This is a genomic window from Streptomyces sp. RPA4-2, assembly GCF_012273515.2.
In the GTDB taxonomy this organism is placed as follows: Bacteria; Actinomycetota; Actinomycetes; order Streptomycetales; family Streptomycetaceae; genus Streptomyces; species Streptomyces kaempferi.
Map to the genome: position 1 here is coordinate 6,609,223 of NZ_CP050975.2, position 14,004 is coordinate 6,623,226.

12 protein-coding genes and 1 pseudogene are annotated in these 14,004 nt (G+C 72.8%); 8 read left to right on the plus strand and 5 right to left on the minus strand.

What is annotated here, in order from left to right; all coding sequences use genetic code 11:
- Positions 1 to 84: 84 nt before the first annotated feature.
- The 3 genes from HEP85_RS28980 to HEP85_RS28990 all read left to right on the plus strand — a co-directional run bounded on the left by HEP85_RS28980 (position 85) and on the right by HEP85_RS28990 (position 1,511).
- A complete protein-coding gene (locus tag HEP85_RS28980; protein WP_148010798.1) occupies positions 85 to 462 on the plus strand; it encodes a helix-turn-helix domain-containing protein in 378 nt (125 codons plus the stop codon).
- Positions 463 to 651: 189 nt separating this feature from the next.
- Positions 652 to 1,122 carry a Dps family protein gene (locus tag HEP85_RS28985; RefSeq protein WP_168530523.1) on the plus strand — a complete coding sequence of 157 codons (471 nt, stop codon included), beginning with the start codon at positions 652 to 654 and terminating at the stop codon, positions 1,120 to 1,122.
- Positions 1,123 to 1,235: 113 nt separating this feature from the next.
- Positions 1,236 to 1,511: a hypothetical protein gene (locus HEP85_RS28990; RefSeq protein WP_248002109.1), complete on the plus strand. Its 276-nt coding sequence runs from the start codon at positions 1,236 to 1,238 to the stop codon at positions 1,509 to 1,511.
- Here the strand turns inward: HEP85_RS28990 and HEP85_RS28995 are convergent.
- The 3 genes and pseudogenes from HEP85_RS28995 to HEP85_RS29005 form a co-directional block, all read right to left on the minus strand.
- Entirely contained in the window at positions 1,459 to 2,220 is a 762-nt protein-coding gene (locus HEP85_RS28995) for an SDR family NAD(P)-dependent oxidoreductase (RefSeq protein WP_168530524.1), read from the minus strand. The genes HEP85_RS28990 and HEP85_RS28995 overlap by 53 nt on opposite strands.
- A 173-nt stretch (positions 2,221 to 2,393) precedes the next feature.
- Positions 2,394 to 3,184: pseudogene (locus HEP85_RS29000) on the minus strand (Fpg/Nei family DNA glycosylase); the annotation flags it as partial.
- 106 nt (positions 3,185 to 3,290) lie between these two features.
- On the minus strand, positions 3,291 to 8,183 hold the full coding sequence (locus HEP85_RS29005; RefSeq protein WP_369657883.1) for an ATP-dependent helicase: 4,893 nt from the start codon (positions 8,181 to 8,183) through the stop codon (positions 3,291 to 3,293).
- A 143-nt stretch (positions 8,184 to 8,326) separates the two neighbouring features.
- On the opposite strand from HEP85_RS29005, the gene HEP85_RS29010 reads away from it, so the two are divergent.
- The 3 genes from HEP85_RS29010 to HEP85_RS29020 are packed head-to-tail and all read left to right on the plus strand — an operon-like array spanning position 8,327 to position 10,265.
- Positions 8,327 to 9,322: an AraC family transcriptional regulator gene (locus HEP85_RS29010; RefSeq protein ID WP_168530526.1), complete on the plus strand. Its 996-nt coding sequence runs from the start codon at positions 8,327 to 8,329 to the stop codon at positions 9,320 to 9,322.
- The gene (locus tag HEP85_RS29015; protein WP_168534121.1) at positions 9,274 to 9,960 is read left to right on the plus strand and encodes an AzlC family ABC transporter permease; all 687 of its coding nucleotides are present in this window, start codon (positions 9,274 to 9,276) and stop codon (positions 9,958 to 9,960) included. Before HEP85_RS29010 ends, HEP85_RS29015 begins: the two co-directional genes overlap by 49 nt.
- Complete coding sequence (locus HEP85_RS29020) at positions 9,957 to 10,265, plus strand: AzlD domain-containing protein (RefSeq protein ID WP_168530527.1); 309 nt, start codon at positions 9,957 to 9,959, stop codon at positions 10,263 to 10,265. The genes HEP85_RS29015 and HEP85_RS29020 overlap by 4 nt, the downstream gene beginning before the upstream one ends.
- 89 nt (positions 10,266 to 10,354) lie before the next feature.
- Here HEP85_RS29020 and HEP85_RS29025 read toward each other — a convergent pair whose 3' ends face one another.
- The gene (locus HEP85_RS29025) at positions 10,355 to 11,317 is read right to left on the minus strand and encodes a hypothetical protein (protein WP_168530528.1); all 963 of its coding nucleotides are present in this window, start codon (positions 11,315 to 11,317) and stop codon (positions 10,355 to 10,357) included.
- 80 nt (positions 11,318 to 11,397) lie between these two features.
- Between HEP85_RS29025 and HEP85_RS29030 the strand changes: the two genes are divergently transcribed.
- Together HEP85_RS29030 and HEP85_RS29035 are read left to right on the plus strand one after the other, a co-directional pair.
- Positions 11,398 to 11,592, plus strand: a complete 195-nt coding sequence (locus HEP85_RS29030) for a DUF3046 domain-containing protein (protein ID WP_168530529.1) — start codon at positions 11,398 to 11,400, stop codon at positions 11,590 to 11,592.
- A gap of 92 nt (positions 11,593 to 11,684) precedes the next feature.
- Entirely contained in the window at positions 11,685 to 12,899 is a 1,215-nt protein-coding gene (locus HEP85_RS29035) for an AI-2E family transporter (RefSeq protein ID WP_168530530.1), read from the plus strand.
- A 60-nt stretch (positions 12,900 to 12,959) separates the two neighbouring features.
- On the opposite strand, the gene HEP85_RS29040 is transcribed toward HEP85_RS29035, so the two are convergent.
- Entirely contained in the window at positions 12,960 to 13,829 is an 870-nt protein-coding gene (locus HEP85_RS29040) for a hypothetical protein (RefSeq protein WP_248002110.1), read from the minus strand.
- Positions 13,830 to 14,004 lie beyond the last annotated feature (175 nt).

The window sequence follows — 14,004 nt, forward strand, 5'->3', positions numbered from 1 at the left end:
CATCGCTCCCCGCACGGCCGCGGCGCGAGGCGGTACGGTGGGGCGAGAAGGATGCGGCTACGCGGTCCGAGGAGGGAGCCACCGATGATTCTGCTCCGTCGCCTGCTGGGTGACGTGCTGCGTCGGCAGCGCCAGCGCCAGGGCCGTACTCTGCGCGAAGTCTCCTCGTCCGCCCGAGTTTCACTCGGCTATCTCTCCGAGGTGGAGCGGGGGCAGAAGGAGGCATCCTCCGAGCTGCTCTCCGCCATCTGCGACGCGCTGGACGTACGGATGTCCGAGCTCATGCGGGAAGTGAGCGACGAGCTCGCTCTCGCCGAGCTGGCACAGTCTGCAGCGGCCACCGACCCGGTGCCCGCACCGGTACGCCGTCCGATGCTGAATTCCGTGTCGGTCACCGGTGTGCCACCGGAACGGGTCACCATCAAGGCGCCAGCCGAGGCGGTCGACGTCGTCGCCGCCTGACGCTCACGAGTTCACACTCACGAGCTGAGCACGCTTGTGCGAAGGCCCCGGCCGGGGTTGTTCCAGGGAGATCTGGAGCAGGTTCGGCCGGGGCCTTCGTTTTTCTTCGAGTGACCCGAATTGTTCGTTTATGTCATGGTTAGTGGGTCGTGGCGTATCGAGCCGTGTCAGGAGAGCCGGAGGAATCGGATGTACGTCGTGAAGAGCCCGTTGGCGGACGCGGACCTGAAGACGGTGTCCGAGGCCTTGCAGGGAGCACTGGTCGACCTGGTGGACCTCTCGCTGGTGGCCAAGCAGATCCACTGGAACGTCGTCGGACCGCGCTTCCGCTCCGTCCACCTCCAGCTCGACGAGGTCGTGGACACCGCGCGGCTGCACTCCGACACCGTGGCCGAGCGCGCCTCGACGCTGGGTGTCCCGCCCGACGGGCGAGCCCGGACCGTGGCCGCCGACAGCGGCATCGGCGCGACCCCGGACGGCTGGGTCAAGGACACCGATGCCGTGGGGACTCTGGTCAACGCGCTGGGCGCCGTGATCACCCGGATGCGGGCGCGGGTGGAGTCGACCGGTGAGGCGGATCCGGTGACCCAGGACATCTTCATCCAGATCACCGCCGATCTGGAGAAGCACCACTGGATGTTCCAGGCGGAGAACGGGTGAGTGGAGGCAGGCGCGGTCGGCTCCGTATGTGCCCTGGGTGCGCCTCTGTGCCGTTGGTGCGCCCTGTCGACGCGTGAGGGCGCGGGTCTAGCTTCGGGCTGGAGGTGAGCACCATGGCAGGGCGGATAGCGCGCTGGGGGGTGGCGCTGGTGCTCGGTGCGCTGTGGTGGTGGGGGGTGCTTCGGCTGGCGCTGGTGCCCGGCGCGGGTGTGCTGGAAGGAGCGGTCGTCGCCGGCGGGTGGGGACTGAGTCTGCTGCCGGTGCACTGCGTGCCGAAGCCGGGCATCGCGGGGGCCGCCGATGGCGTCAGGGAACGTGGGCGGTGGCGCCGTGGGGCTACCACGGCATCGCGACTCCGCCGTTCGGGCGGAGGATCTGACCCGTCGTGAACGCCGAGGCGTCACAGGCCAGGTACAGCACGGCGTGGGCGACGTCCTCGGCCTCGCCGACCCGGCCCAGGGGTGACAGCCGGGCCATGGCCGCCTCGGTGCGCGCCTGTGCCTCACCGTGGCGGTCGGTCATCGGTGTACGTGTCCAGCCGGGCGCGACCGCGTTGACGCGGATGCCGTGCGGGCCGATCTCGGTCGCCAGCGTCTTCGTCAACTGCACGACGGCCGCTTTCGCGGCGCCGTAGCAGAGCAGTCCGCGCCCGCCGGTGTCCACGGCGCCCGACGCCATGGTGACTATGCTGCCGCGGATGTTCCGCTCGATCATGAGGAGGGCCGCCTCCTGGCAGGAGTGGAGTACCCCCTTGAAGTTGACCCCCAGAACCCGGTCGAGGTCCTCGTCCTGGGTCTCCAGCACCTCGCTGCTGTGCATGATCCCGGCCACCGCCGCCATGACGTCGAGGCGCGGGCACGATCTGACGGCCTGGCGGAGCCGCTCGCGGTCGGTGACGTCGAGTGTGTGCGCGTGGGCCGCGCCGCCGGCGTCCTCGATGAGGGTGACCGTCTTGTGCAGGCCCTCTGGGTCCAGGTCCGCGCAGTGGACGGTGGCTCCCGCCTCCGCGAGCAGGACGGCCGACGCGCGGCCGATGCCGCCCGCGGCGCCCGTGACGAATGCGGTGCGTCCGGTGAGGTCGTACGCCTTCACGGCCATGTAGGGACGGTACGAGGGTTTCTGACGGTCCGTCAATTACTTGGGCGGGGGGTCCTCGTACGGTGTTCGGTGACGCTCGGCGTCCGGTCCGGGTCCGGTGTCGTGGTGGGGCCGGGTGTCGGGGTGGAGTCGGGTCTCGGGGTGGAGTCGGGTCTCGGGGTGGGGCCGGATGTCGGGGTGGGGCCCGGCTGGCAGGTCGGGCACCAGTACGTGGGGCGTTCGCGGGAGCCGTCGCCCTGGTCGGCCCGCCGGATCGGGGTACCGCAGCGCAGACAGGGGCGGGGCGCGCGTCCGTACACGAAGAGGTTCTGGTCGGGGCGGCCCGTGGTGCTGCGGACCGGACGGTCGCGGTTGGCCTCCAGGAGCCTCTTGGCGAGGACGGGCAGCAGGGGGTGCGGTCGGCGGGGAGCTCGCCGACGGGGAGCCAGGGGGTGACCCTGAGGAGGAAGCAGAGTTCGCTCTTGTAGACATTGCCGATTCCGGCGAGGTTGCGCTGATCGAGCAGCGCCTCACCCAGGGAGCGGGCGGGGTCCTCGAGGAGGTTCGACAAGGCCTTGTCGGGGTTCCAGTCGGGGCCGAGGAGGTCGGGGCCGAGATGGCCGACGGCCCGGTCCTCGTCGGTGGTGCGCAGCAGTTCCAGAACGGGCAGCCGGTACCCGACGGCCGTGCGGTCGGTGGTGCCGAGAATGGCCCGGATCTGGTGGGCCGGACCGCCACTCCAGCGCCGGCCGGGCGCGTACACCTTCCAGGAACCGTCCATCCGCAGATGCGAGTGGAGGGTCAGACCGCCCTCGATCCGGGTGAGGAGGTGCTTGCCGCGCGGGGTGACGTCCAGGACCGTGCGGCCGGTGAGGTCGGCGGTGGCGAACCTGGGGACCCGTAGGTCGGAGCGGGTCAGCACCTTGCCCGCGAGGGCGATGTGCAGCCGTCTCGCGGCCTGCCAGACGGTGTCTCCTTCAGGCATGAGTTCCAGGGTGGCACGGGTGTGGGCGGGATGCTCGGGTGCGGGTGCGGGTGCGGGTGCGGGTGCGGGTGCGGGTGCGGGGCGGGGCGGGGCGGGTCTGTGGTGGTCAGGCGCGCAGGCGCAGTCCGCGGGGGGTCGCGATGAAGCTCCTTCCAGAAGGGTGCCGAAGGGGGAGGTCAGGGCGGAGGCGCCGTTCACGCGCTCCACCGTGACCGTGCCGAGGGAGCCCGCGCGGGCCGCGGCGGCGAGCGCCCCGGCGGCCGCACCCAGGCGTGCGTCGTCCATGACCGCGCCGTCCGGGTCGGAGGGCCAGGCCAGCAGCGTCTTGCCGCCGCGCTCCATGTAGAGGGTCAGCTCGCCCTCGACGAGCACGACCAGGGAACCCGCCTTGCGCCCGGGTTTGTGTCCGGCGTCGGTGGGCGGCTCGGGCCAGGCGAGGGCCGCGCCGTACGCGTTCGCGGGGTCGGCGGCGGCGAGCACCACCGCCTGGACGGTCGGGCGGTGGTGCGGGCGGGTGCGGTTCGGGGGCAGGGGGTGGATGGAGTCGTCCGGCGGGGTGGGCAGGGAGCGTCGAGAAGGCGGCGTCGGCCGAGAAGCCGTGGTCGTCGGAGCCGACGAAATCCGGACCGTCCAGGAAGTCGGCGAAGCCGCTGGAGCCCGGGAAGCCGCCCGGGTCGGCGAAACCGCTGGAGGCCGGGAAGCCATTCGGGGTGGGAGCGCCGTGCGGGACGTCCAGGCCGGTGAGGGCCTCGCCGCGGTCCCGTGCGTTCGCCGCCGCGCGCAGCCGGTCGACCGCGCCGTCCATCGCGAACTGGGCGGCACCGAGCCCCTCCACGACATAACCGCGGCGCGCCTGGCCACTGTCCTCGAAGGCGGACAGGATGCGGTAGACGGCGGAGAAACCGCCCTCGACACCCTCCGCGGCGACCGCGCCCCGGGTCACCACACCGTGCCGGTCGAGCAGGGTGCGGGCCAGGGCGTGGGCGCGCACAGTGGCGTCGGCCTCACGGGCGGGGAGCAGCGACCAGCGGCCAGAAGCCACGGTCGGGGGCCGGTACGGGACTGGGGGCGGGCGGTGCCGGTCAGGGAGCCGTAACGCCCGCGCGGGACCGTGCGCTTGGCTCGGTGGGCCGTGGAGTACGGCGGTGCGGCCCGAGCCGAGCAGGGAGCGCATCGGCGCGAGTGTGTCGTTCGTGAGCCGTCCGGACCACGCCAGGTCCCAGATCGCGTCGGCGAGTTGGGGATCCGTGGTGTCGGGGTGCGTGGTGGCGCGGACCTGGTCGGTGATCTGGCGGAAGAACAGGCCGTAGCCCCCGGAGAGGGCGTCCAGGACCGACTGGTGCAGCGCGGTCGGTTCCAGGGGGTGCGGGGGCGGCAGGAGCAGCGGGGCCGCGTCCGCGAGATACAGCGAGACCCAGCCGTCCTTGCCGGGCAGCGCCCCGGCGCCCGCCCAGACCACCTCACCGGCGGCGGTGAGCTCGTCGAGCATCGCGGGAGCGTAGCCGGAGACCCGGGAGGGCAGCACCAGCTTCTCCAGGGCGCTGGCGGGCACCGAGGCACCCTGCAACTGCTCTACGGCGCGCACCAGTCCGTCGATGCCGCGCAGCCCGTGCCCACCGCCGACGTGCTGCCACTGCGGCAGGAACTGCGCGAGCGCGGCGGGCGGTACGGGCTCCAGCTCATGGCGCAGGGCCGCGAGGGAGCGGCGCCGCAGTCTGCGCAGCACGGTGGCGTCGCACCACTCCTGACCGATGCCCGCCGGATGGAACTCGCCCTGCACGACGCGGCCGTTCGCGGCGAGGCGCTGCAGCGCTCCGTCCGTGACGGCCGTGCCGAGACCGAAGCGGGCGGCGGCCGTGGTGGACGTGAACGGGCCGTGGGTGCGGGCGTAGCGCGCGAGGAGGTCGCCGAGCGGATCCTTGACCGGCTCCGTGAAGGCCTCCGGGACACCGACGGGCAGCGCCGTGCCCAGCGCGTCGCGCAAACGGCCGGCGTCCTCGATGGCCGCCCAGTGGTCGGCGCCGGCGATCCTGACCCGGATGGCTCGGCGGGCCGCCGCGAGCTCCCCGGCCCACTCCCGCTCGGCACCCCGCTCGGTCAACTCGGCCTCGGTGAGCGGGCCCAGCAGGCGCAGCAGGTCGGCGACGCCCTCGGAGTCCTTGACGCGCCGGTCCTCGGTGAGCCACTGGAGCTCGCGCTCCAGCTCGGTCAGCACCTCGGCGTCGAGCAGCTCGCGCAGTTCGGCCTGCCCGAGGAGTTCCGCCAGCAGACGGGAGTCCAGCGACAGCGCGGCGGCCCGGCGCTCGGCGAGCGGCGAGTCACCCTCGTACAGGAACTGGGCGACGTATCCGAACAGGAGTGAGCGGGCGAAGGGGGAGGGCTCGGGTGTCGTGACTTCGACGAGTCGCACCTTGCGGGACTCGATGTCGCCCATCAGTTCCGTGAGGCCAGGAACGTCGAAAACATCCTGGAGGCACTCGCGTACCGCCTCCAGGACGATCGGGAAGGACCCGAACTCGCTCGCCACCTGCAGCAGTTGGGCCGCGCGCTGGCGCTGCTGCCAGAGCGGGGTGCGCTTTCCGGGGCTGCGGCGCGGCAGCAGCAGCGCGCGGGCGGCGCACTCGCGGAAACGGGCCGCGAACAGCGCGGAGCCGCCGACCTGGTCGGTGACGATCTGGTTGACCTCGCCCTTGTCGAAGGCGACGTCCGACGCGCCCACGGGCGCCTGGTCGGTGTCGTACTCCGTGCCCGCCCTGGCGGGTTCCTGGTCGAGCAGGTCCAGGCCCATCAGGTCGGCGTCGGGCAGACGCAGCACGATGCCGTCGTCGGCGTGCATGACCTGGGCGTCCATGCCGTAGCGCTCGGAGAGCCGGGCGCCGAGCGCGAGGGCCCAGGGGGCGTGCACCTGGGCACCGAAGGGCGAGTGCACGACCACCCGCCAGTCACCCAGCTCGTCGCGGAACCGCTCGACGACGATCGTGCGGTCGTCCGGGATGTGGCCGCACGCCTCGCGCTGTTCGGCGAGGTACGACAGCACGTTCTCGGCGGCCCAGGCGTCGAGTCCGGCGGCGAGCAGCCGGAGCCGGGCGTCGTCCTTGGGCAGCGAGCCGACCTCGCGGAGGAACGCGCCGACCGCGCGGCCCAGTTCGAGCGGGCGGCCGAGCTGGTCGCCCTTCCAGAAGGGGAGCCTGCCCGGGACACCGGGGGCGGGCGAGACCAGGACGCGGTCGCGGGTGATGTCCTCGATGCGCCAGGAACTCGTGCCGAGGGTGAAGACGTCTCCGACGCGGGACTCGTAGACCATCTCCTCGTCGAGCTCGCCGACCCGGCCGCCGCCCTTCTTGGGGTCGGCCCCCGCGAGGAAGACCCCGAAAAGCCCTCGGTCGGGGATGGTGCCGCCGGAGGTGACGGCGAGGCGCTGCGCCCCCGGGCGGCCGGTGACCGTGCCGGCGACGCGGTCCCACACCACGCGGGGCCGGAGCTCGGCGAAGGCGTCGGAGGGATAGCGGCCCGCGAGCATGTCGAGCACGGCGGTGAACGCCGACTCGGGGAGCGAGGCGAAGGGGGCGGCGCGCCGGACGGTGGCGAGCAGGTCGTCGACCTGCCAGGTGTCGAGCGCGGTCATGGCGACGAGCTGCTGCGCGAGCACGTCCAGGGGGTTGGCGGGGACCCTGAGGGACTCGATGGAGCCGGTGCGCATCCGCTCGGTGACGACCGCCGCCTGGACGAGGTCGCCGCGGTACTTGGGGAAGACCACACCGGTGGAGACCGCGCCGACCTGGTGGCCCGCCCGGCCCACGCGCTGGAGACCGGAGGCGACGGACGGCGGGGACTCGACCTGGATCACGAGGTCCACCGCGCCCATGTCGATGCCGAGCTCCAGGCTGGAGGTGGCGACCACGGCGGGCAGGCGCCCCGCCTTGAGGTCCTCCTCGACCAGGGCCCGCTGCTCCTTGGAGACGGAGCCGTGATGGGCGCGGGCGATGACGGGCGGAGCCCCCTGGGCCGCGCCGGAGCCCCCCATCAGCTGGGCCGGGGCGTGGGACTCCTCCAGGGGCTCGCCGGTCGCCCGCTCGTACGCGATCTCGTTGAGCCGGTTGCAGAGGCGCTCCGCCAGGCGGCGGGAGTTGGCGAACACGATCGTCGAGCGGTGGGACTGGACGAGGTCGGTGATCCGCTCCTCGACATGCGGCCAGATCGAGGGCTTCTCCGCGCCCTCCTTGCCGTCGGCGACCGGGGAGCCGCCCAGCTCGCCCAGGTCCTCGACCGGGACGACCACCGACAGGTCGAACTCCTTGCCGGAGGGCGGCTGGACGATCTCCACCTTGCGGCGGGGGGAGAGGTAGCGCGCCACTTCGTCGACCGGACGGACCGTCGCGGACAGGCCGATGCGGCGCGCGGGCCGGGGCAGCAGCTCGTCGAGGCGCTCCAGGGTCAGCGCGAGATGGGCTCCGCGCTTCGTACCGGCGACCGCGTGCACCTCGTCCAGGATCACCGTCTCGATGCCCGTCAGCGCGTCGCGTGTCGCCGACGTCAGCATCAGGAACAGCGACTCGGGAGTCGTGATCAGGATGTCCGGCGGGCGGGTGGCCAGCGCGCGGCGCTCGGCGGCCGGGGTGTCACCGGAGCGGATGCCGACCTTCACCTCGGGCTCGGGAAGCCCCCGGCGCACCGACTCCTGGCGGATGCCGGTCAGCGGGCTGCGCAGATTCCGCTCCACGTCGACCGCGAGGGCCTTGAGCGGTGACACGTACAGCACCCGGCAGCGCTTCCTGGGGTCGGCCGGTGGCGGTGCCGAGGCCAGCTGGTCGAGCGCGGCGAGGAAGGCGGCCAGGGTCTTGCCGGAGCCGGTCGGGGCGACCACCAGCACGTCCGAGCCCTCACCGATGGCTTTCCACGCCCCGGCCTGGGCCGCGGTGGGCGCGGAGAACGCCCCCGTGAACCAGCCGCGGGTCGCGGGAGAGAAGCCGTCGAGGGCCCGGTGTGCGGAGCTGACCATGCGTCCATCCTGCACCCCGCCACTGACAACCGCCCTGACCTGCGCGAATGTGGCCGCCAGGGAAACCGGCACGGCCGGACCGGGACGGGCCGGGGGGCGAACCGTGGTCGGTGTCCGGCCGTGGCGTCGCGGAGAATGAGGAGGTGGCAGGTTCGGGACAGGAGCGGGCACGGCACTGGCAGTACGCGGAACTGCCGGGTGTCGATCTGCTGCGCGCCCGCTTCGTCGAGAAGGTCTTCGTGCGGCACACCCACGAGAACTTCGTGATCGCCGCCATCGCCGACGGCGTCGAGGTCTTCCACCACGGCGGCGCCGACCAGTACGCGGGCCCGGGCACCCTCGCGCTCGTCAACCCCGACACCCCGCACACGGGCCGGGCGGGTGTCCCCGAGGGCTGGCGGTACGGGGCGGTGTACCCGTCCCCCGAACTGATGGCGGAGATCGCCGCCGAGACCACCACGATCCGCGGCACCCCCGGATTCACCCGCCCGGTGCTCGACGACCCGTACGCCGTGAGCCTGGTCCACGAGGTGCTCCGGGCCGCCGAGGAGGGCAACGCGCTCGCCGCCGACACCCTGCTGAGGGTCGCCGTGACCCGGCTGCTCCGTCTGAACGGGGGCCCTCTGCCGCGGCGGGCCGTGCACACCGCCGGTTCCCGCGTCGCCGCTCGCGCGCGTGCCGTGCTGGAGGAGCGGATGGCCGAGCCGCCGACCCTGGAGCGGCTCGCCACCGACCTGGGCACCAGCCCGTTCGCCCTGCTGCGCGCCTTCCGTGACACCTACGGCATGCCGCCGCACACCTGGCTCACCGACGCCCGGGTCCGCAGGGCCCGCCGGCTCCTGGACACCGGTTCCGCGCCCGCGGACGCGGCCGTCACCGTCGGCTTCACCGACCAGCCCCATCTGAACCGCCACTTCACACGGATCGTGGGCGTGCCCCCGGGCGCCTACCAGCGTGAGCGCAAGAACGTACAAGACGCCGAGCCGGGGCTGTACCTACCGTCCGGGGTGTGGCAGAACAGACAGCTCACGCAGCGACACACAGGAATGAAGACGGCGGAAGACCCGACGCCGCCGTCGTCCGGGACGCCCTGGGAGTCGGGATCGCCGTCGGACTGTCCGGCTTCGCCTTCGGGGTGACCTCGGCCGGCAGCGGACTCACGGTGCCGCAGACCTGTGCGCTCAGCCTCCTGGTGTTCACCGGCGCCTCCCAGTTCGCGCTCGTGGGCGCTCTCGCGAGCGGCGGCAATCCCCTCACGGCTGCCGCGGGCGCCTTCTTCCTCGGAGTGCGCAACGCCTTCTACGGACTGCGTCTGTCGCAGTTGCTGGCCCTCCCGCGCGCGGTGCGTCCGTTCGCCGCGCAGTGGGTGATCGACGAGACCACGGCCGTGGCGCTGGCCCAGCCGACCCGCCGCAGCGTCCGGATCGGCTTCACCGTCACCGGGCTCACCCTCTACGTCCTGTGGAACCTGACCACGCTCCTGGGCGCCGTCGGGGCCGACGCCATCGGGGACACCGACGCGTGGGGGCTGGACGCCGCCGGGCCCGCCGTCTTCCTCGCACTGCTCGCACCGATGCTGACGACCACCACGGAGCGCGCGGTCGCCGGTGCCGCGGTCCTCCTGGGGCTCGGTCTGCTCTCCGTGCTGCCCGCGGGAGTTCCGGTGCTGGTGGCCGCGCTGGCCGCTCCCGCCGCCCTCTACGTGGAGGGACGCCGGCGCCCGGGGACCGACGGACGGCCGGGGACCGGCCACGACGCACCGGGGGAGGACCGTTGAACATCTGGATCGCGATCGGTGTGACCGCCGTCGGCTGCTACGTGGTCAAACTCACCGGGCTGCTCGTTCCGGCGGGCGTCCTGGAGCGCCCGCTCGTCAAGCGCCTCGCAGCCCTGCTGCCCGTCGCCCTGCTGGCCGCGCTCACGGCGCAGCAGACCTTCGCCGACGGGCGCGTCCTGGTCGTGGACGCGAAGGCCGCCGGACTCGCCGCGGCCGCCGTGGCGCTGCTCCTACGGGCCCCCTTCCTGCTCGTGGTGGGTGCCGCGGTGGTCGTGACGGCGGGAGTGCGGGCCATGACCGGCTGACGGCGCGGGCGACGACCGGCGGCACCGGAGGCGGGCGGCGGGGATCCCCGGCCCGTGACGGCCGGCGGACCGAACCCGCGCCCCCGGGGTCAGCCGATGGCCCGCCCGTGGGCCCGCAGGGTGCGCAGTGCCTCGATCGTCACCATGGGACGGCACTCCAGGGCGGTGCCCGGTGCCCAGGCCCGCCAGCGGACCGGCCAGCCGCCGTCCTTGCGCTGCTCGTCCGCGAGGAAGTCGAGGGAGCGGGCCATCTCCTCGTCGGTGAACCACGCGCGCGCGAGCGAGCCCGGCGTCTTCGCGTAGTCGTACGGGAAATGGTGCTCGCCCGGCGCGTAGCCGGAGGCCACCGGGAACGCGTCGAGGCGCTCCGGGTCCAGCGCGGCGAGCCGTTGCTCGCGCACCAGCCGGCCGAGCCGGTCGGCGGCGGCCTCCGCGCGCGGGCGGTCGGGCGCGGAGTCCAGGAAGGCCACGGCCGCCTCGACCTCGTAGGGATGGGACTTCTCCAGGGAGTCCACCGCCTGCCAGCAGAAGTCGGTGGCCCGGAACAGCCAGGCGTGCCACACCTCGTTGCGGTGCAGCAGGCCCACCACGGGCCCGGTGGCCAGCAGTTCGCTCGGCGGGTCGTCGACGACCGGGACGAAGGGGGCGTGGGGATACCCGCGCTGACTGGGACGGATGGCCGGCAGCGCGCCGTCCGCCGTCGAGACGGACGTCAGATAGCGGCACACGCGGTCCACGCGCTGTCCGCCGCAGCGCCCGATCGAGTCGAGCACGCGCAGGGCGTGCGCCGTGTGCAGTGGCTGGCTGACCGGGCCGCGCAGATCGGGTTCGAGCGCATGACCGTATCCCTCGTCGTCGTTGCGGTAGGCGGCCAGCGCGGTCTCGACCGCGTCGGCGCCGCCGTCGTCGCCGTCGTCGCCGTTCAGGAAGTGGTACACGAAGCGGCGCTGCTCCAGCACGCGCGCCGTGAGCCAGACGAAGTGCTCGGCGCGTGAGAGCGGGGTGTGCGCCGGGGGCGTCGGGGGGAGTGGGGATGCTCCGGTTTCGGCCATGCCTCAGACCGTAGGACGGAAAGCGGTCTCGGCAAGGGGTCCCGGCCGGGACCCACTCTCAGGGGCGGGATACTGGAGTCATGCGGTTGACGGTCTTCTGGCAGCGGATGGCGGAGCACTTCGGTGCGGGGTACGCCGACACCTTCGCGCGCGATCATGTGATGACGGATCTCGGCGGCCGGACGGTGCACGAGGCCCTGGACGCCGGCTGGGAGGCCAAGGACGTGTGGCGCGTGGTGTGCGCGACCATGAACGTTCCGTACGAAAACCGCTGACGGGACGGGAACTTCCGGGCGAAAGCCGCTGACCGGCCACCAAGGTCCGGGGCCGGGCACCGATTGTCGGTGGCGTGGGCGAGACTTGCACCGTGGCCCCGACAGACGAGACCGCACAGGTCGACCAGCAGACATCACCGTTCGGCACGACGCCGCCCACACCGCCTCCCGGCAGGAACGCCGCGGGGCAGGGCGCCCGCATGCCGCGGTGGCTGCCGCGCGCCATGGTGCTCGCGCTCACCCTCATCGCGGTCTTCCAGCTCGGCAGTTGGGCGTTCCACCAGCTGATAGGCCTGTTGATCAACATTCTCATCGCGTTCTTCCTGGCGCTCGCGATCGAGCCCGCGGTGAGCTGGATGGCCTCCTACAACATGCGCCGGGGGATGGCCACCTTCCTCGTCTTCTTCGGCCTGCTCATCGTGACCGCCGGATTCGTCGCCCTGCTCGGCTCGATGCTCGCGGGCCAGATCATCAAGATGATCGAGGGCTTCCCCGACTACCTGGACTCGGTGATCAACTGGATCAACTCGACCTTCCACACCGACCTGAGACGGGTGGACGTCCAGGACAGCCTGGTCCACTCCGACTGGCTGCGGAAGTACGTGCAGAACAGCGCGACCGGCGTCCTGGACGTGTCCGCGCAGGTGCTCGGGGGCCTCTTCAAGCTGCTGACGATCACGCTGTTCTCGTTCTACTTCGCGGCCGACGGGCCGCGGCTGCGGCGCGCGCTGTGCTCCGTGCTGCCGCCCGCGCGGCAGGCCGAGGTGCTGCGGGCGTGGGAGATCGCGGTCGACAAGACCGGCGGCTATCTGTACTCGCGCGGTCTGATGGCGCTGATCTCCGGCATCGCGCACTACATCCTGCTGGAGTCCCTGGGCGTGCCCTACGCGCCCGTGCTCGCCGTCTGGGTGGGCCTGGTCTCGCAGTTCATCCCCACCATCGGCACGTATCTCGCGGGTGCCCTGCCGATGCTGATCGCCTTCACGGTCGATCCCTGGTACGCGCTCTGGGTGCTGGTCTTCGTCGTGATCTACCAGCAGTTCGAGAACTACGTGCTGCAGCCGAAGCTGACCTCCAAAACCGTCGACATCCACCCCGCGGTCGCCTTCGGCTCGGTCATCGCGGGCACCGCGCTTCTCGGTGCCGTCGGCGCCCTGATCGCCATTCCCGCGGTCGCCACGCTGCAGGCCTTCCTGGGCGCGTACGTGAAGCGGTACGACGTCACGGACGACCCCCGGGTGCACGGGCGGCGGATCAGGCGATCCACCCCCTTCCGCGCGCGGCTGCGCGGGCTGTTCGGCAGATGAGGCCCAGCGGCGGACGAGCCCGGCCGGGACCGTCCCGCGGGACCTGCGGCGAGGCGGGTCTCACCAGGTGAGGACCGCCCAGGCCGCGGCGCCCAGGACCGTCGCCGACCAGCAGCCGACCGCCGCGTACATGATCCGCAGTTGCGTCCGGCCGCTCCACGAGGTGCGGGACAGCAGCCCGGCCAGTGCGGGCAGGACCAGCACCGCGTGCAGGCTCACGCCGTGCAGGGGCTTGAGCGGGGCCGTCGAGTGATACGCCGCCTCCTGGTGGCCGGTACGGGTGAGGACGACACCGCGCGCGATCATCGCGGCACCCGACAGCAGGGCGACGAGCAGGATCGCGAACCCGGAGCGCACCGCGAGCGGCATTCCCGTGGGGCCCGCGGGCCGGTTCCGGAAGGAGGCGACCGCGAACACGGTGAGCAGCACCACCAGGACCCCGCCGCCCACCGCGAGCGTCATCGACACCGCCGTGTCGAAGGCGGTCTCCATGTTGAGGTGCGAGGGCACCCGGCGCCACGCCTGAAGCGTGATCCCGCCGACCTCCACGACACAGTCCGCGGCGAACACGACGAGCAGCGCGGTGCGCAGGCGCGCACCGACGCGCAGGTACGACGTGACCCAGGTGAGCGCGATCAGCGTCAGTCCGAAGGAGAGCCCGAACGTCACGGGCTTGCGCCAGGAGACGGGCCCGTCCCAGGGCCCGCCGTCCACGGCGAAGACGACCAGGTGCGCCAGCCCGGAGAGCGTCAGCACGGCTCCGGTGCCGTGGCAGAGGCGCTCGGAGGGACGGACCGCGCGCCACGCGGCACGGGCACCCCTGCCCTCCCGGTGGCCCGGGCGCGGCGCGGGGACGGTGGCCGGTGGAGTGGTGAGGGCGGGCGGGTGTGTTCCGCCGCGGTGTTCCGCGAGGCTCTCCGGATGGTCCATGGGTTCAGCTTCGACGGCCCGGAGCACGGGGTCGTCGTACGGCCGAAGACTCCCGCCGTACGCCGCGGAGAGTATGCGGAGGACACGGCCGGGCCGGTGGGCCGGGATTCCGCCGTACGCCGCGTCGCATCCCCGCCCGGACAGGGCCCGGCACCGGGGTCCGGCCGTTGTCGGA